This is a genomic window from Streptomyces sp. NPDC104106 (assembly GCF_055584345.1).
Genome location: NZ_JBVJMF010000012.1, coordinates 115,308 through 134,493 on the forward strand (window position 1 = coordinate 115,308; position 19,186 = coordinate 134,493).

Genomic DNA, 19,186 nt, shown 5'->3' on the forward strand with positions numbered 1-19,186 from the left:
TGGGAGCCGTCCAGCCATGGGGCGGATCTGATCGATCTGGTCCTCGGCGGGGAGTACTTCACGCCTGTTCCCGAGCACGCGCGGGGCGTCTGCTCTCCTGAACGGCCGCCCCGCTCGGGCCCGTTCGCGCGCCGAGCGGGGGACGCCGGTGCTCGGTTCAGGTCCTCGGCCCCATGGTGTGGTGGCTCAGGAAGCTGAAGGCCGCCGGGTACAGCCGCGTCCAGGTGTTGTAGTTGTGGCCGCCGTTGGGCAGCACCATCGTCTGCGTCCGGACCATGGTCCCCGCGGCCGCCTTCACGAACTCCTCGATGTAGCGCGGCGGGCTGAGCCGGTCCTCGGCCGACGTGGCCAGGAAGACGCTCACCGTCGCCTTGCTGTGCCGCGCCATGTAGGTGGGGCTGGTACGTTCACGGGACACCGGGTCGGAGATCACTCCCGTGTCGCCGGTCAGCGGGTCGGGGTCGAGTGCGGCGCCGGCGTTGAAGACCTTCGGGTAGGCCAGCGGAAGCCGCGCGGCGCAGAAGCCCCCGGTGGAGAAGCCCATCAGACCCCAGCCCTTGGGCCCGGGGAGCGTGCGGAACTGCTGGCTGATCAGCTCCGGCACGTCACTCGCCATCCAGGTGGCGACCTTCCGGTTGGGCTGGTCGGTGCAGTCGGTGTCGATACCGCCGGGGTCGACGACGGGCATGACCAGGATGAAGGGGTGCGAGGCGCCCGATTTCATCAGGCTCTCGAAGTCCCCGGGCATGCCGCCGTGTTCCATCCAGGAAGCGGGGCTGCCCGGTACGCCGTGCAGGAGCATCACGACCGGGAAGCGCGTGTGCCGGTACTGGGGCTGGTTGTACTGCGGCGGGGTCCACACGATCACCTGCCCGGACAGCTGCGAGTGCTTGCCGCGGAAGTAGGTGTCCAGCGCCCCGGTTTCCGTGTGGGTGAACTTGGCGCGGTCGGCCGGGGGTCCGGGCATGGCGACGGCGGCCCCGTTGTCCTTGCCCATCAGGTCGTCCCAGGAGGCGTACAGGCCGTAGTCGTTGTTGATCCAGGCCGCGACCACCGACACGGCGGTGAGCTGGCACAGGGCGATCATCACCAGTCGAACCAGCCAGCGCAGCGTGTGGGGCCCTCTGAGCCGTGACCAGAGCACCATGGTGCCGGTCACGCACAGCACGGTGGCCACGATCAGGAGGACGAAGAACGACGTCCCGGTCAGGCTCATGGACGATCCCCCAGTAGATCGATGTCGGACGGTTGTAGCCGGATGCCACGGAATCACAGGACGAGCGCCTTGATGAAACCGTGACCCGGCGCGGTCGGAGGACGTGGACCAGCACGGAGACCGGTTCGCGATCAACTGGTCAGACGTTCGTGACCGCGCGCGCGTTCCACGGCCGGGCCCGTGCCGACGGTGCAGTCGCCCGCATATGAGGAGCAATGGGCATGTCTGCGGCGGTGTGCCACGTTCCGAGCGCTGGTGGCCGTGGGCCCCGCGTTCGTCTCACTGGTGGTCATCGGCTCTGTGATCGGAGTCACCCTCGTCGGCCTGGTGGCCGTGTCCATGCGCCGCGAGCAGGAGCCGGCTGCGCGTGGCTGTACGAGGTCGTCGCCGCGCCGCAGGCTGTGCGGGTGATCGTCGGGGATGTGCGGGGGGTGGCGGCGGTCCTCGGCGCGTTCCGCGAGGCGCCCCTCGCCGAAGCGGATCCGGTGGAGGTCGACGGCGCCGCGGGTCCGCTCGATGGACCGGCAGCTGTCGCCGAGCGGGTGGCGTCGGCGGCATGGCGCCGGTGCGCGGCTCGGTCCGCGGTGTCCCGATCCGTTTCCCGTCGCTCGACCGGCCCACCTCGAACGACCGGCAGGCGTCTGATCGGCGCGGGAGCCGTAGCACGCCGACCCGCGCGCCCCGCCCCTCTTCGGTCAGGGATCGGCGGCGGCTCGGCAAGCTACCCTGCCTCAAGTGATGAGCGTGGACGATCTGTTGGCCGTTCTGGCCGTACTGCGGCGGGCCGGGGCCGATGTGTGGATCGGCGGCGGGTGGGGGATCGACGCGCTGGTCGGCGAGCAGACGCGAGAGCACAGGGACCTCGACCTGATGCACCGACGAGACCAGGAACCCGCCGTCCCGGCCGCCCTGTGCGCGGAGGGGTTCACGGAGAGCCTCGACCAGCGGCCCGTCCGGTTCGTCGTCACCGACCCGGACGGGCGGGAGATCGACCTGCATCCCTTGGTCTTCGCCGAGGACGGTTCCGCGCAGCAGGTGTCACCGCGGCCTGAGCATCCCTTCGTCTCCCCCTCGTCGAGCTTCGTGACCGGCACCGTCCGCGGCGCGGCGGTCCCGTGCCTGTCCGCTGAGCAGCAGGTGTACTTCCACCAGGGCTATCAGCCGTCGGAACGCGACCTGCACGACATGGCCCGACTCCGGCGCGCGTTCGGCATCGCCACTCATTTCCGAGGGACCGGCACCCCTCGCCGACGGTCGGCCACTCCACCCGATCGGCCGGTGAGTCCGGCGGTCCTCGCGGCACGCTCTCCGCTTACGATCCGGCCGTGGCAGAGGTACCCGATGAGCTGATCAAGCTGGAACGATCCGCCGAGGAAGAGCGCGCGAAACTCGCCGGGCTCACCGGTGACGCGTACGACGCGCAGTTGCGCCGCTGGCGCGAGGCCGCCGAGGCGGTGCAGGCGGCCATCACCGCGTACGCCACGGCCACCGGAACCAGCCGGTACGAGGTGGAGCAGGCCGTCAAGCAGGGAATGCGGCACTCGCAGGAGGACCCTACCGTCGAATAGCGCGGCACGGCACCCGCAGCGGGGGCGTCGTTCGCGTCCTCGCCCGTGGCGTGGTACGGCGGGGACACGCGGCCTCACACGCGCCTGGGCTGCGAGGTGTCCCGCCCCGCGGGTCAGGCCAGGCGATCACGGCGAAGACGGCGGAGTCAGGCCGGCCGTGGTGCCCAGGACCGGGCCGATCGCACAGTGCCGGGACGCCGCCCGGCACACCGGCACCAGCAGGGTCAGCACCAGTCCGATCACCTGCCACGCCTCGCACGGACCGGTTGCGCAGCCGTCGGGGTGGGCGTCGGACCGCTGGTCCCAGCCCCAGCCAGACGGCCCATGCCGCCGACACGAGTGCCGCGAGCACGGGAATCGACCGTACGTGGGCGATGGACTTCGCACTCCGTGGTCCCCGACGCATGTCCCGGGCGCGGCCGCCCCGCACCGCCACAGGCCAGGCGCGGATACTCACCTCCGTCCGAGTACCGCGACGCGGCAGGGCGGTGGGCCGCATCGGGGGGCTGGTGCCGCCGCCGTGTCAGCCGGCGGGCGCGCGCCCCGGCGGGTGTTCGGCGAGGTACTGCCGCAGGATCGACGGAAAGTGGGGGTCCGGCAGGAGACCCAGCGCGGCCGCGCGGCTGTTGTCGAAGACGGCGGGCCACGAGGCGACGATCGCCTCGACGGCGGGGTCCGCGGTGAAGGTCACCAGGTCGGCGGCGGCATCACCGGCCAGCTGACGCACAGCGGTGAGCATCTCGGCGACCGAGACCGTGAGCGCGGGGAGGTTGACCGGCAGCGGCCCGTCGAGGCGTCCGGGGCCGCAGCCGCGCTCGGCCCGCGCCACGCCGAGGAGCCCTTCGACGGTACGTCCGGGTGAGGACAGGGCGACGCGCAGCCCGGGGTCCACCGGGCAGTTCGACGGGAGACCGGCGAGCGGTTCGCGGACGATGCCGGACAGGAAGCCGGAGGCGGCGGCGTTCGGCCGGCCCGGCCGTACCACCACCGTCATCAGGCGCGCTACCCGACCGTCGATGAAGCCGTGGCGGGTGTAGTCCGCGATCAGGTGCTCGCAGATGAGCTTCTGCGTTCCGTAACTCGACCGCGGCACGGGCAGGGTCGCCTCGCTGACCGCCGGTGGCAGGGGCAGGCCAGGGCCGGCGCCGTACACGGCGAGGCTGCTGGCGAACGTCACCCGCGGCTCCGGCCCGCCGGCGGCCCTCTGCGCCCGGGCGGCGTCGAGGAGGGCGCGGGTGGTGTCCACGTTGGTGCGCATGCCGAGGTCGATGTCCGCCTCGCACTCGGCCGACACCACGGCGGCGAGGTGGAACAGCACGTGCACCGGCGCGGCGAAGACGTCGTCGAGCCGGTCGATCAGGTCGCCGTGCACGACGGTGACCAGCGGGTCCCGCGCCTCGGGCGGGTCGTGCGGCACGGCGCGGTCGGCGAGGACAAGGCGGTCGATCGGGGTGCCGCCGAACGTCCGGTCGCGCAGCAGCGCGGCGGCGATCCGGCGCCCCAGGAAGCCGAACGCACCGGTGATGACGACCCTCACGCGCGACCTCTCCTCAGTAGGGGCCTCCTCGGCCGGGGCCCGGCCCGCCCGCAACCGATGCCGTACGGCACGGTGCCGCGCGGGGGTGCGCCCGTCCCCGGATTCAAGCATGGTGACCGGGCATCAGGGAGACGACGACGGCGAACGCTGTCGAGCCCCTCACCGTCCGGGAGGGGCTCACCCCGGGCCGAGGCGTGCGATCAGCGGGGCCGCCCAGCAGAACAGGACGGCCCGGTCCCTCCGTCGACCATCGGGCACAACGCGTGCGGCTGGTGGACACCGAACGAGGCGTAGGCCATGGACCCGGAGCAGACGACGACCGCCGCCCGTGTGAACGGCCCAGGGCCACCGGAGCGCCGCGCCTGGGGCGGATCAGGTTTCGCCCTGCGGCGGGAACTCCTCGACGTGAGCCACCACGCAGCTGACGTTGTCGGGGCCGCCGCTGCCGTTGGCGAGGGCGATGAGGTCGCGTACGGCCTGCTCGGGCTCCGCCGACTCGGCGAGCACCCGGCGGATCTCGTCGAACTCCACCCTCACCCCTCCTCATACCGAGCGCGTCGCCCGGCCCCACCGATGCTGGGACTTCCCCCAAGGTGACGGTCAACCGGTGCCGCCCGACGCGGAACGGACACGGCTAAGCCGCGGATCGCAGCGGTCCAGCACGGTGAACTGCCCCCACAGAGCCGGACGAAGGAACCCGGCAGGGGGGTTGCCGTGCGCGGGCGAGGCGCAGGCCGCGCCGTCGAGGTGCGGGCGGTGCGTTCGGCGCGGACGAGGACAGGCTCGTCGGCGCGGCACACCTCTGCGGGGGCGCAGGCGAGCCTCGCACCGGGATTCTGCCGGGCGCCAAGAGTCAGAGGGCCGCCGGGCAATGGGCGTTGCCCGAACGGGCGGTGCAAGCGGTTTCCCGTGACCGATGTCACGATTAACCGTGCCCGGTTCATTTCCTTAACCGGCCGGTAAATGACGTGACGGCAAAAGGACGCCCAAGCGGGAGGGCGGGCGAGTATGCAACCTGCGTCACAAGAACGGCAGTTGACAACATTGGCCTAGACAGATAGCCTTTCTACTTGCTATGAGAATCTAATCTTTATTCTGCATTCAACAAGAAAAGCCGCGAACGCTCTGAATGAGCCAGCCAGAACTTTGACCGGATTCACTCGGCACGGAAGTTCCGGGCCATCTCCGCGGACATGGGGAGCCAACGGGGGCATCCACATCGGCCTGCAAGCCTCGAGAGGCTGGTCCGCACTCGTTTTACTTTCCGTCAAGAACCGTTTCACAGACGCCCGAACGGTTCGGCGCGCCGCTTTTGCGGCGGGGCGTCGCTCTCACAAACTCTCGCTCGCATCGTCGTACGCCGCCGTCTCGTCATGTGAGAAGCGGAGTGCGAGTCACACTAAAAATGAATCCAGGGGGGAACCGCGATGCAACTCTTCGGTCGTCAGAGAGAACTTCAGGTCCTGGGCGAGGCGTTCACCGACAGCAGGCGCGGGCACGGGCGGCTCGTGATCATCACAGGCGGCCCCGGATCCGGCAAGACCCAGCTGATACATGAATTCCTCACCACGCTGATCAGCACCGATGCCCGCATACTGACCGGTACGACATGGGCGGCCGAACGGGATCAGCCGATGAGCCTCGTCCGGCAATTACTCCACAACGCCGAGACGGAGTCCGCGGTGTCCGGCGACGAGACGGCCGACGCCCTCCTGCGCCTCGCGGGCGACGGGCGCCCCGTGGTCATCGCCGTGGACGACGCCCACGCCATGGACCGGGCCTCGTTGCATACGATCCTCCACCTGCTGCGCCGAAGCCGTTCGCGCCAGGTGCTCGTGGTGTGCGCCACGTCGGGACACTTCGGCGAGATACGCTCGCCCGCGCACACCGAACTGCTCCGCCAGCCACACCGCCGGGTACGCCTGGCCCCACTGTCCCAGACGCACATCGGCGAACTGCTCGCCGCCCATGCCGGACGGCCCCTGCCGGCCCCCACCCGCAGCGCCTACCACCGGGTCACCGCGGGCAGCCCCCTGCTGGTGCACGCCCTGCTGGACGACAGCACACGCCTGGGCCCCGAGATCGACCGGCCCGTCGCCGGCGCCGCCTACCGCCGGGCCGTACTCGCCCTGCTGCACCGCGGCGAGAGGGCCCACGTCCGGGTGGCCCGGGCTCTCGCCGCACTCGGCGCACTGGCCCGGACCGTGCCCGTCGGAGAACTCACCGACACCACCCCGGCCGGCACCCAGGAAGCCGTCGACGCCCTCAACTCCTCAGGTCTGCTGGACGGCTGGGTCTTCCGGCACCCGACCGCCGCCGCGGCCGTCCTGGAGGACATGGACATCGCCGAACGCACCGCACTGCACGCCCGGATCGCCCACGTGCTGTACCGCTCCGGCACGCCCGCCCTGGAGGTCGCGCATCACCTCCACGCCGCCGACCTCGTCCCGCAGGGATGGGGCTCGGGCATCCTGCGCGCCGCGGCGGAACAGGCACTCGCCGCGGACGACGTCGAGCGCTGCACCGACTACCTCGGGCTCGTCCTGCGCGACTGCACCGACGAACACGAACGCCACGCCCTGTCGGTCGCCCTCGCGCGCGCACAGTGGCGCACCAACCCGGCGGCCGCCGGCCCCCACCTGCAACCGCTGCGCGCGGCCGCGCTGGACGGCGAACTGACCATGCGGGACACCGCCACCGTGCTGCGCCACATGCTGTGGCAGGGCGACACCGAACTGGCCGCCCAGGCCGTGGCCAGCCTCGTCCCGCCGCACTCCCCCGCCGAGGCCCAGACCGTCACCGAGGTGGAGTTCGTCCGGCAGTGGTTCTACGGCGTCGCCCTGCCCGGCAAGGGCACCCCCGGCGCCGGTCCCGACCCGCGCCGCCGCCCGACCCAGGCCGGCACCGGCGGCCTCGCCGCCCGACTGGCCGCACTCGTCGGCGGCGAGGCCACCGACGAGTCCGCCGCCGCCGTCGCGCAGGCTCTCCAGGGACACCAACTCGACCATCTGAACCTGGAGTTGGTCGCGATGTCCCTGCTGGCCATCGCCCACGCGGACCGGCCCGCGCTCGCCGCCGAGGCCTGCGACGCGCTGCTGGACCGCGCCGTGGAACGCCGGGCGACGACCTGGCAGGCCCTGCTCGGCAGCATCCGGGCGGAGATCGCCCTGCTCCAGGGAGACGTGACCACCGCCTCCGAAGGCGCGCTCGCCGCCCTGGGCATCCTCGGCGCCCAGAGCTGGGGAGTGCTCGTCGGACTGCCGCTGTCGACGGCGATCGCCGCGCACACCGCCATGGGCTCCTACGCCGAGGCCGAGGAACTGCTCGGCCACGATGTGCCCGAGCCGATGTTCCGCACCGTGTTCGGCATCCAGTACCTGCGCGCCCGCGGCCACCACTACCTCGCCACCGACCGGCCGTTCGCAGCGCTCAACGACTTCGAGACCTGCGGCCGGCTGCTGCGCGAAGGCAACCCCAGCCTCCAGAAGGGCATCCCCTGGCGGTCAGACCTGGCCCTTGCCAATCTGCGCATCGGCAAGGCCCGCACCGCCCGCGAATGGGCCGAGGAACAGCTCCAGCTGCCCGGCGGCCACAGTTCCCGGGCCCGGGCGATGGCACTGCGCCTGCTCGCCGCGACCAGCAAGCCGCACCGCCGGGCCTCACTGCTGCGCGAGGCCATCGACCTGCTCAAGACCTGCGGGGACCGCTACGCACTGGCCCAGGCCTACGCCGACCTGTCCGCCGCTCACTACGAGCTGGGCGAGTACGCCCGGGCCCGGCTGGTGGCACGGCGGGCGGCCGCGGAGGCCGAGGCCTGCCGCATCGAGTCACCGGTCGACGCCCATCTGCTGCAGGACCCCGCACGCCCCGAGAACGCCGAGCCCCAGGACGGCCCCGCCCTGCTGAGCGACGCCGAATGCCGCGTCGCCGGGCTGGCCGCGCTCGGCTACACCAACCGCGAGATCAGCGGCCGCCTCCACGTCACCATCAGCACGGTGGAACAGCACCTCACCCGCGTCTACCGCAAGTTGCAGGTCGCCAGCCGCTCGGAGCTGCCGTCGAAGATGCTGGAGCACCGCATCCCCAAGCTGTCCGACCGCTGGGCCAGCACCCATTCGTCCGCGGGCTGACCCCGCGCCCTCCCCGACCCACAGCGCACGTAACGCGGTCCCACCGGCTTCCCCGCCGGCGGGGCCGCGCCACTCTTGCGTCGCACGGCACCGCGTGCGCGCCCGGACGGGCCAGGGCCCGGACACCCGGCGGGTGTCCCGGGCCCTGGCCGGGTCATGGCCGAGCGTCGTCAGTCGAAGCTGCCCAGTTCGTCGTCCAGGATGCCGAACAGCTCGTCGGCCGTGGCGGTCGCCAGCCCCTGCTCGCCGGTGGGCGCGGTGCCGTTCTCGCGCCACTCCACGGTGCCGTCCCAGCGCGCGCTGAGCGTGCGCAGCCGGGCGGCGACCCGGGCCCGCTGCTCCTCGTCGCACGCGGCGGAGTCCAGCGCGGCCCCCAGCACCTCCTCCAGGCGCACCACTTCGGCCTCGATGTCGACGGGGTCACCGGAGGTGTCCCCGCCCAGCTCCGCGAAGAGGTGCCGGGCCAGGGCGTCGGAGGTCGGGTAGTCGAAGGTGAGGGTGGTGGACAGCCGCAGGCCGGTCTCGGCGCTGAGCCGGTTGCGCAGTTCCAGCGCGGCCAGCGAGTCAACGCCCAGGTCGCCCAGGGACCGCTGGGGGTCGACGGCGCTGCCGGCGCCGTGTCCGAGGACGTCGGCGACGTGTCCGCACACCGTGTCCACCAGCAGCTGGAGGGCGTCGGCGCCGCTCAGCCGGGCCAGCCGCGCCGGCAGCGGCCCGGCGGACGCCGGTGCCGCGGCGGCCGGTTGCGCGGTGCGGCGCACCGCCGCCGGCGCGAGGCCGCGTACCAGGGCGGGGGCGTCGTCGGTGACCTGGACGCGCACCGGCAGCAGCAGGGCCCGGTCGGCGGCCGGAGCGGCGGCGGTCGTCAGCGCCCGGTCGAACAGGGCGAGCGCCCGGTCGGCCGGCAGCGGCAGAATGCCGTCGCGGGCCAGCCGGCGCAGCTCGGTCTCGCCGAGCCCGGCGGCCATGCCCTCCCCGGTGTCCCACAGCCCCCAGCCCAGCGACAGGGCCGGAAGCCCTTCGCTGCGGCGCCGGGCGGCCAGGGCGTCCAGGAAGGCGTTCCCGGCCGCGTAGTTGGCCTGGCCCGCCGCGCCCAGGGTGCCGGCGGCGGAGGAGAACAGGACGAACGCGGCGACGCCGAGGTCCCGTGTCAGCTCGTGCAGATGCCAGGCGGCGTCCGTCTTGGGCCGCATGACCGTCTCCAGCCGCTCGGGGGTGAGATCGGTGAGCAGTGCGTCGTCCAGGACGCCCGCCGCGTGCACCACGGCGGTCAGCGGGTGTTCGGCCGGGACCGAGGCGAGCAGCGCCGCGAGCGCGGTCCGGTCGGTGACGTCGCAGGCGGTCACGGTGACCGTCGCACCGAGGGCGGTCAGGTCGTCCAGCGCGCCGGACTCGGGCAGGCGCCCGCCGCGGCCGGCCAGCAGCAAGTGGCGTACCCCGTGCCGGGTGACCAGGTGCCGGGCCAGGAGCCGGCCGAGGCTGCCGGTGCCGCCGGTGACGAGGACGGTGCCGTCCGGGTCCAGGGCCGGCGCGCCGCCCGGTTCCTCCTCGGCCCGGGCCAGCTCCGGCACGTACACCGTGCCCGCGCGCACGGCGAGTTCGGGCGCGCCGGTGGCGAGGGCGGCCGCGAGCGCGGCGGCGGAGGCGGGGTCGTCGTCGGTGTCGACGAGCACGAACCGGCCGGGGTGTTCGACGGCGGCCGCCCGCACCATGCCCCAGAGCACGGCCTGCGCCGGGTCGGGCGCGCCGTCGGCGTCCACGGTGACGGCGGACCGGGTCAGGACGACCAGCGGCGCGCCGCCCGCGTCCGGAGCGTCGGACAGGTGCCGCCGCAGCGCGTCGAGGGCCTGTAGCGCACTCCGGCGGGCCAGCGCGGGCAGTTCGGCTCCGGTGGGCGGGTCGACGGTGAGGGTGCGGGGCGCGGGCGCGGCGTCGTCGGCGGTGACCGGCAGCGCCGTCCACCGCACGCGGAACAGGTCGCCGGGCGCGGGGGTCGCCGCGTTCAGCTGCTCGGCGGTCACCTGGCGGATGCGCAGCGACGCCACCTCGGCCACGGGCGCCCCGGCGCCGTCGTACAGACGCAGGGTCATGTGGTCGGTGTCCTGCGGGGTCAGGCGCAGCCGCACCGCCGTGGCGCCCGCGGCGTACAGCGTGACGCCCTCCCACGAGAACGGCAGGGTCATGACGGTCGGATCCTGGCCGTCGAGGAGGTCGATGGCGTGCAGCGTGGAGTCGAGCAGCGCCGGGTGCAGTCCGAAGCCGCCGGCCGCGTCGGCGTCGGGGAGGGCGAGTTCGGCGCAGACCTCGGCGCCGACGCGCCAGGCGCCGCGCAGGCAGCGGAACGACGGGCCGTAGTGGTAGCCCTGTTCGGCCAGGTGGTCGTAGGTCCCGGTGACGTCCACCGGTACGGCCCCGGCGGGCGGCCAGGCGGTGACGGCCGCGGGTTCGGGCGCGGTGCGCGGGGCGAGGACCCCGGTGGCGTGCCGGGTCCACTCGCCGTCGCCTCCCTCCGGGCGGGCGTGCACGGTCAGCGGCCGGCGCCCGTCGGCGTCCGGTGTCCCGGCGGCCACCTGGAGGTGGACGGCGCCGTGTGCGGGGAGCACCAGGGGCCGTTCCAGGGTGAGTTCCTCCACCTGCGGGCAGTGCGTGCGGTCGCCGGCCTGGACGGCCAGTTCGACGAAGGCACTGCCCGGGACGAGGACGACGCCCGCCACGGCGTGGTCGGCGAGCCACGGGTGGGTGGCCAGGGACAGCCGGCCGGTCAGGGCCACCCGGTCGTCGTCGGCCAGCTCCAGGGCGGCGCCGAGCATCGGGTGCCCGGCCGGTGCCTGGCCGAGGCCGGCCGCGTCGCCGGCCGCGCCGGGCGCGTCGTCCAGCCACAGCCGCCGCCGCTGGAAGGCGTAGGTCGGCAGATCGGTGCGGCGGGCGGCCGTACCGGCGAACACCCGCTCCCAGTCGACGGTCAGGCCGCGCACGTGGGCGGTGCCGAGCAGGGTCGCGTAGGTCTGCTCCTCGTCGCGGTCGCGGCGCAGCGCGGGCACGAACGCCGACCGTTCGGTGTCGGCGACGGCGTGCGCGCCCATGGCCGACAGGACGGCGTCGGGGCCGAGTTCGAGGAAGGTGCGCACGCCGTCCGCCTCCAGGGTGCGGATCCCGTCGCCGAAACGGACGGCCTCGCGGACGTGCCGGACCCAGTACTCGGGGTCGCACAGTTCGTCCGCACCGGCGCGCGCTCCGGTCAGGTTGGAGACGACCGGGATCGCGGGCGGCGCGTAGCGCAGGTCGCGGGCGGTCTTCTCGAACTGCGCCAGCATCGGGTCCATCAGCGGGGAGTGGAAGGCGTGGCTGACCCGCAGCCGTTTGGTACGGCGCCCGGCGAAGGCGGCGGCGACGGCCTCCACGGCGGACTCGGTGCCGGAGACCACGACCGCGCGGGGCCCGTTGACGGCGGCGACGGACACCTCGGGGCCCAGGTGGGGCAGCACCTCGGCCTCGGTGGCGTCGACGGCGAGCATCGCGCCCCCGGCGGGCAGCGCCTGCATCAGCCGGCCGCGCGCGGCGACCAGCCGGGCGGCGTCCGCCAGGTCCCAGACGCCGGCGACGTGCGCGGCGGTCAGTTCACCGATGGAGTGGCCGGCCAGCCAGTCCGGGCGCACGCCGTGGGACCGGAGCAGCCGGTACAGCGCGGTCTCGACGGCGAACAGGGCGCACTGCGTGTAACGGGTCTGGTCGAGCAGGGCGGCTTCCCCGGTGCCGGGCTCGGCCCACATCACGTCCTTCAGCGGTCGGTCGAGGTGGGCGTCGAGCGCCTGGCAGGCGTCGTCCAGTGCCTGCCGGAAGGCGGGGTGCGCGGCGTACAGGGCCCGGCCCATGCCGGTGCGCTGGGCGCCCTGTCCGGTGAAGAGGACGGCGGTCCCGCCGCCGGCGGCCCGGCCCCGCACCACGGTGTCGGCGGTGGAACCGTCGGCCAACGCCGTGAGCGCGGCCAGGAGTTCGTCGTGGTCGCGGGCGACGAGCGCGCCCCGGTGGGTGAGCGCGGCGCGGCCGGTGGCCAGGGAGCGGGCGAGGTCGGGCAGGGGCCGGTCGGCGACCGCGCGCAGGCGTCGGGCCTGGGCGGCCAGTGCCTCGGGGGTGGCGCCGGAGAGCACGAGGGGCAGCAGCGGGGCGGGGGCCGCTCGGGTGTCGGGCACGGGCTCCTCTGCCGGTGCCTCCTCGATGATCGTGTGGACGTTGGTGCCGCTGATGCCGAAGGACGACACCCCGGCCCGGCGCGGCCGGTCCGTCCGCGGCCAGGCCCGCTCCTCGGTCAGCAGGCGCACATGCCCGGCGTCCCAGTCGACCTTGGTGGACGGCGCGTCCACATGGAGGGTCCTCGGCAGCAGGCCGTTGCGCATCGCCATGACCGTCTTGATGACGCCCGCGACACCGGCGGCGGCCTGGGTGTGGCCGATGTTCGACTTGACGGAGCCCAGCCAGAGCGGCTCGTCGGCGGGGCGGTCCTGGCCGTAGGTGGCGAGCAGCGCCTGCGCCTCGATCGGGTCGCCCAGCGTCGTGCCGGTGCCGTGCGCCTCGACGGCGTCCACGTCAGCGGCCGACAGCCGGGCGGCGGCCAGCGCCTGCCGGATGACCCGCTGCTGTGCGGGGCCGTTCGGTGCGGTGAGCCCGTTGGAGGCGCCGTCCTGGTTCACGGCGCTGCCGCGCACCACCGCCAGCACCGGGTGGCCGTGGGCTCGCGCGTCGGAGAGCCGTTCCAGGACGAGCATGCCGGCGCCCTCGGACAGGGCCGTGCCGTCCGCGCCGTCGGCGAAGGACTTGGCGTGGCCGTCGGCGGCGAGGTTGCGCTGCCGGCTGAAGTCCACGAACGTGTCGACGGTCGACATCACGGACACGCCGCCGGCCAGCGCCAGGGTGCACTCGCCCTGCCGCAGCGCCTGCGCGGCCAGGTGCAGCGCCACCAGGGACGAGGAGCACGCCGTGTCGACGGTGAGCGTCGGCCCCTCCAGTCCGAGGGCGTAGGCGACCCGGCCGGAGGCCACGCTGCCGAGGCTGCCGTTGCCGAGGTAGTCGCGCACGGACTCGGGGACGCGGGTGAGCCGGCTGCCGTAGTCGTGGTACATCACGCCCGCGAAGACGCCGGTACGGCTGCCGCGCACGGAGTGCGGGTCGATGCCGGCCCGCTCCAGCGCCTCCCAGGACGTCTCCAGCAGCAGCCGCTGCTGCGGGTCCATGGCCAGGGCCTCGCGCGGGCCGATGCCGAAGAAGTCGGGGTCGAAGTCGGCGGCGTCGTACAGGAACCCGCCCGCCCGGGTGGAGCAGTGACCGGCCTTGCCGGGCTCGGGGTCGTAGAGGCCGTCCAGGTCCCAGCCGCGGTCGGCGGGGAAGGCGCCGATGCCGTCGCCGCCGTCGGCCAGCAGCCGCCACAGTTCCTCGGGGGTGCGGACGCCGCCGGGGTAGCGGCAGGCCATGGCGACGATGGCGACCGGCTCGTCCGGCTCCTGCCGCGGGGCGGCCTCGGCGGCCGGCTGCGCCTCGGCTCCGAGGAGTTCGGTCCGCAGGTGGCTCACGAGCGCGCTCGCGTCGGGGTAGTCGAAGACGAGGGTGGCGGGCAGGCGCAGGCCGACGGCGTCGCCGAGGCGGTTGCGCAGTTCGACCGCGGTGAGCGAGTCGAAGCCGGACTCGCGGAAGGAGCGGCGCGGGTCGAGCGTCATGTCGCTGCCGTGGCCGAGCACGGCGGCGACGTGGGTGCGGACCAGTTCCATGAGGGCCGCGTCGCGTTCGGCGGGGCCGAGGGCGGCCAGCCGGTCGGCGAGCGAGGAGGAGTCGGTGCGCGGGGCCGCGGTGCGGCGGGCGCGGACCGGGACCAGGCCGCGCAGGACGGCCGGGACGTCACCGGCGCGGCGCAGGGCGGCCAGGTCCAGGCCGACCGGGAGCAGCAGCGGCTCGTCGGCGGCGAGCGCGGCGTCGAGCAGGCGCAGGGCCTCTTCGGTGGGCAGGGGGCGGACGCCCGCGCGGGCCATGCGGTCCACGTCGGCGTCGGTGAGGTGGGCGGTCATTCCCGTGCGCTGCTCCCAGAAGCCCCAGGCCAGCGCGTGCGCGGGCAGGCCGTGGTGCCTGCGGTGGGCGGCGAGGGCGTCGAGGTAGGCGTTGGCGGCGGCGTAGCCGGACTGCCCGGCGCCGTCGACGGTGCCGGCGGCCGAGGAGAACAGGACGAACGCGGCGAGGCCGAGGTCGCGGGTCAGCTCGTGCAGATGCCAGGCGGCGTCGGCCTTGGGGCGCAGTACGGCGTCCAGGCGCTCGGGCGTCTGGTCGGTGGCCAGGCCGTCGTCGAGGACGCCGGCGAGGTGGACGACGGCGGTCACCGGATGCTCGGCGGGCACCTCCCCGATGAGCCGGGCCAGTTGGTCGCGGTCGGCGGCGTCGCAGCGGGCCACGGTGATCTCGGCGCCGAGGCCGTCGAGGTCGGCGAAGTCCTCGGCGGCGGTGCCGCTGCGCCCTGCGAGCACCAGGCGTCGTACGCCGTGCCCGGTCACCAGGTGGCGGGCGACCAGGGCGCCGAGGACGCCGGTGCCGCCGGTGATCAGTACGGTGCCGTCCGGGTCGAGGACCGGCGGCTGCCCGTGCGGGGTGGCGCGGGCGAGCCGGGGTACGTGCACCGTGCCGCCGCGCAGGGCGATTTGGGGTTCGCCGCTCGCCGCCGCGGCGGCCACGGCCGTGCCCGCGTCGCCGTCCGGGCAGTCCACGAGGACGAAGCGGCCCGGGTGTTCGCCCTGCGCGGCCCGGACCAGGCCCCACACGGCGGCGCCCGCCAGGTCGGTGACGTCCTCCTCCCCCACCGCCACGGCGCCCTGGGTGAGCACCAACAGCCGTGCCTGCGCCGTGCGTTCGTCGGCCAGCCAGTCCTGTACGGCGGTCAGCGCGCGGCCGGTCGCGCGGCGCGCGCCGGTGACCGGGTCGTCGTCGCCGACCGGCAGCACCGTCCACGCGGGCACGGTGTCGAGCACGGCCGGGCCGCCTTCCGCCAGAACGGCGAAGTCGGGCACGGACGCGTCGGGCAGGGGCAACGCGGGCCAGTCCAGGCGGTACAGGTCGTCGGTGCGGGCGGCGGAGGTGAGTGCGCCCGGGTCGACGGGCCGGGAGACCAGGGCCTCGACCTCGGCGACGGGGGCACCCGTGGGATCGGCCAGCTGGAGGGTCAGCGGGTCGCCGCCGTGCAGCCGGACCCGCAGGGCGGTGGCGCCGGCGGCGTACAGCGAGACCCCGGTCCAGGCGAAGGGCAGCCGGGTGGCGTCCTCGCCGGCGGCGGCGAGGCCGTCGGCGTGCAGGGCGGCGTCGAACAGGGCGGGATGGAGTGCGAAGCCCCCTGGCTCCACGGGGAGTTCGACCTCGGCGAAGGTCTCGTCGCCGCGCCGCCAGGCCGCGCGCAGGCCCTGGAAGGCGGGCCCGTAGTCGTAGCCGAGGCCGGCGAGGCGGGCGTAGGCGTCCTCGACCGGGAGGGGCTCGGCGCCCGGGGGCGGCCAGGCGGTCAGGTCGAAGCCGGGCTCGGTGGTCCGGGGGACGAGCAGGCCGGTGGCGTGCGGGGTCCAGGCGGTGTCGTCGGCGCCCTCGGGGCGGGAGTGGACGGTCAGCGCGCGGTGCCCGGTGTCGTCGGGGGCGGCCACGTGCAGCTGGAGCTGGACCGCGCCCCGCTCGGGCAGGACCAGCGGTGCCTGGAGGGTGAGTTCGGCGAGGTGCGGGCAGCCGAGGTCGTGGCCGGCGCCGAGCGCCAGTTCCACGAGGGCGGTGCCCGGCAGCAGGGTGGTGCCGGACACGGCGTGGTCGGCGAGCCAGGGCGCGGTGGCGGTGGTGAGGCGGCCGGTGAACAGGGTGCCGCCCGCGGCGACCGGGACGGCGGCGCCGAGCAGCGGGTGGCCGGTGGTCTGCAGTCCGGCGGCGCCGACGTCGCCGCCGGCGGCGGACCGGCCGAGCCAGTACCGCTCCCGTTGGAAGGCGTAGGTGGGCAGGTCGGCGGAGCGCACCGGCACGCCGGTGAAGACGGCGCTCCAGTCGACCGGCACGCCCGCGACGAAGGCCTCGCCGAGGGCGGCCAGGACGCGCTCGGGGCCGCCGTTGTCGCGCTGCAGCGAGCCGAGGCCGGTGATGTCGGCACCGGCGGCGTCGGCGGTCTCCGCGATGCTGTGCAGCAGCACGGGATGGGGGCTGCACTCGACGAACACCCCGTACCCGGCGTCGAGCAGGGTGCGCGTGGCCGGCTCGAAGAGCACGCTCTGGCGCAGGTTGGTGTACCAGTAACCGGCGTCCAGGCCGGTGGTGTCGTGCCGGGCGCCGGTGACGGTGGAGTAGAACGGCACCTCGGCGGGCCGGGCCTCGACGTCCGCCAGGTCGGCGAGCAGCCGGTCGCGGATCGACTCGACGTGGGCGCTGTGGGAGGCGTAGTCCACCGGGAGCCGCTTGGCGCGGTCGCCGCCTGCGACGATGCTCTGGCGGAGTTCGTCCAGGGCGTCGGCGTCCCCGGAGAGGACCACCGAGGAGGCGCCGTTGACGGCGGCCACCGCGACCCGGCCGGCGTAGCCGGCGACGAGGTCGCGTACCCGGGCCTCGGGCAGGGCGACGGACATCATCCCGCCCCGGCCGGAGAGTTCCCGGGCAATGGCCTGGCTGCGCAGGGCCACGACGCGGGCGCCGTCGGCGAGGGAGAGCGCGCCGGCCACGCAGGCGGCGGCGATCTCGCCCTGGGAGTGCCCGATGACGGCGGCGGGCCGGACCCCGTGGGCGCGCCACACCTCGGCGAGCGACACCATGATCGCCCAGAGCACGGGCTGGACGACGTCCACCCGCTCCAGCGGCCGGCGCGCCCGTACGGTCTCGATGAGGTCCCAGTCGGTGACGGGTGCGAGGGCGGCGGCGCAGTCGGCCATGGTGGCCGCGAACACCGGTGAAGCGTCGAGGAGTTCGGCGGCCATGCCGGCCCACTGGGAGCCCTGGCCGGGGAAGACGAAGACGATCCGGGACTCGGCCGCCGGCCTGCCGCGCACCACGTTCGGCGCGGCGTCGCCCGCGGCGAGAGCGGCCAGGCCCGCGGTGAGGGCGGGCAGGTCGGCGCCGGTGACGACGGCCCGCTCGTCCAGTGCGGCGCGCCCGGTGGCGAGGGTGTGGGCGACGTCGGGTACGGGATCGGTGCCGGTGGTGAGGTGGTCGAGGAGGAGGCGGGCCTGGGCGGCGAGGCCGTGTTCGCCCTTGCCGGACAGCACCAGCGGGAGCGGGCCGGACCAGGCGGGCTCCTCGGCGCGGGTTTCGGGCTCGGGGGCGGCCTCCACGATGACGTGGGCGTTGGTGCCGCTGATGCCGAAGGAGGACACGGCGGCGCGGCGGGGCTCGCCGTCCTCGGTGCGCCAGTCGCGGGGCTCGCTGAGCAGTTCCACGGCACCGGACTCCCAGTCCACCTGGGAGGTGGGCCGGTCGGCGTGCAGCGTTCTGGGCAGCCGGCCGTGCCGCATCGCCATCACCATCTTGATGACACCCGCGACACCGGCGGCGGCCTGGGTGTGCCCGATGTTGGACTTCACCGAGCCCAGCCACAGCGGCTCGCCGGGCCGGTCCTGCCCGTAGGTGGCCAGCAGCGCCTGTGCCTCGATCGGGTCGCCGAGGGGGGTGCCGGTGCCGTGGGCCTCGACGGCGTGCACCTGGTGGGGTGCCAGGCGGGCGTTGGCGAGGGCGGCGCGGATGACACGTTGCTGCGAAGGGCCGTTGGGGGCGGTCAGGCCGTTGGAGGCGCCGTCCTGGTTGACGGCGGTGCCGCGGACGAGGCCGAGCACGCGGTGCCCGTTGCGCCGGGCGTCGCCGAGCCGTTCCAGCAGGAGCAGACCGGCGCCCTCGCCCCAGCCGGTGCCGTCCGCGCCCTCGGCGAAGGACTTGCAGCGGCCGTCCTCGGCGAGGCCCCGCTGGCGGGAGAAGTCGATGAAGGTGTCGGGCGTGGACATCACCGTCACACCGCCCGCGAGGGCGAGGGTGCACTCGCCGGTGCGCAGCGCCTGCACCGCGAGGTGGAGCGCGACGAGCGAGGAGGAGCAGGCGGTGTCGACCGTGACGGCCGGGCCTTCGAGGCCGAGGAGGTACGACACGCGCCCGGAGGCGACGCTGCCCAGGTTGCCGTTGCCGAGGTAACCCTCCACGCCTTCGGGCACGTCGGTGAGCCAGCTGCCGTAGTCGTGGTACATGACGCCCGCGTAGATGCCGGTGCGGCTGCCCTTGAGGGTGTGCGGGTCGATCCCGGCGCGTTCGAACGCCTCCCAGGCGGTCTCCAGCAGCAGCCGCTGCTGGGGGTCCATGGCGAGCGCCTCGCGTGGGCTGATGCCGAAGAAGCCGGGGTCGAACAGCGGGGCGTCGTACAGGAAGCCGCCCTCGCGCACATGGGTCTTGCCGGGGGCGTCCGGGTCGGGGTCGTAGACGGCCTCGACGTCCCAGCCGCGGTCCGCGGGGAAGTCGCCCACGGCGTCGGTGCCGGCGTCGACCAGCTGCCACAGCTGCTCGGGCGTACTGACGCCGCCGGGGTAGCGGCAGCTCATCGCGACGATCGCGACGGGCTCCTGCGCCGCCTCGGTGATCTCGGCGTGTCGCTGGCGCAGCCGCTCGTTCTCGAGCAATGACTCGCGCAGCGCCTCGACGATCTGCTCGACGGATGTGTCCACGGTCGGTGTCGCTCCCTGCTGGCTCGGCGGCGCTGGTGACGCGGTGGAGA

At 74.5% G+C, this 19,186-nt stretch carries 6 protein-coding genes and 2 pseudogenes; 3 read left to right on the forward strand and 5 right to left on the reverse strand.

The features are described from left to right. Positions 1 to 157: 157 nt before the first annotated feature. Positions 158 to 1,216, reverse strand: coding sequence for an alpha/beta hydrolase (locus tag ACZ60X_RS26810; protein ID WP_469603375.1), 1,059 nt, complete (start codon positions 1,214 to 1,216; stop codon positions 158 to 160). Positions 1,217 to 1,954: 738 nt separating this feature from the next. Between ACZ60X_RS26810 and ACZ60X_RS26815 the strand changes: the two are divergent. After that, positions 1,955 to 2,443: pseudogene (locus tag ACZ60X_RS26815) on the forward strand (nucleotidyltransferase domain-containing protein); the annotation flags it as partial. Positions 2,444 to 2,541: 98 nt separating this feature from the next. Then, entirely contained in the window at positions 2,542 to 2,784 is a 243-nt protein-coding gene (locus ACZ60X_RS26820) for a hypothetical protein (RefSeq protein ID WP_469603378.1), read from the forward strand. Positions 2,785 to 2,928: 144 nt separating this feature from the next. Here the strand turns inward: ACZ60X_RS26820 and ACZ60X_RS26825 are convergent. From ACZ60X_RS26825 to ACZ60X_RS26835, 3 genes and pseudogenes are all read right to left on the reverse strand, one after another. Next, positions 2,929 to 3,190 (reverse strand): annotated as a pseudogene (locus ACZ60X_RS26825) (hypothetical protein); the annotation flags it as partial. Positions 3,191 to 3,307: 117 nt separating this feature from the next. Continuing rightward, on the reverse strand, positions 3,308 to 4,321 hold the full coding sequence (gene denD / locus ACZ60X_RS26830; protein ID WP_469603380.1) for a D-erythronate dehydrogenase: 1,014 nt from the start codon (positions 4,319 to 4,321) through the stop codon (positions 3,308 to 3,310). Between the two features lie 372 nt (positions 4,322 to 4,693). Further along, entirely contained in the window at positions 4,694 to 4,852 is a 159-nt protein-coding gene (locus tag ACZ60X_RS26835; protein ID WP_469603671.1) for a hypothetical protein, read from the reverse strand. Between the two features lie 896 nt (positions 4,853 to 5,748). Here ACZ60X_RS26835 and ACZ60X_RS26840 point away from each other — a divergent pair. Then, positions 5,749 to 8,451, forward strand: coding sequence for an AAA family ATPase (locus ACZ60X_RS26840; RefSeq protein ID WP_469603382.1), 2,703 nt, complete (start codon positions 5,749 to 5,751; stop codon positions 8,449 to 8,451). A gap of 170 nt (positions 8,452 to 8,621) precedes the next feature. On the opposite strand, the gene ACZ60X_RS26845 is transcribed toward ACZ60X_RS26840, so the two are convergent. Continuing rightward, positions 8,622 to 19,136, reverse strand: coding sequence for an SDR family NAD(P)-dependent oxidoreductase (locus ACZ60X_RS26845; RefSeq protein WP_469603385.1), 10,515 nt, complete (start codon positions 19,134 to 19,136; stop codon positions 8,622 to 8,624). Positions 19,137 to 19,186: the final 50 nt, after the last annotated feature.

Bases quoted from the DNA above. Each gene is read 5' to 3' on its own strand.
- ACZ60X_RS26810 (WP_469603375.1), bottom strand. From the start codon at position 1,216: ATGAGCCTGACCGGGACGTCGTTCTTCGTCCTCCTGATCGTGGCCACC.
- ACZ60X_RS26840 (WP_469603382.1), top strand. From the start codon at position 5,749: ATGCAACTCTTCGGTCGTCAGAGAGAACTTCAGGTCCTGGGCGAGGCG.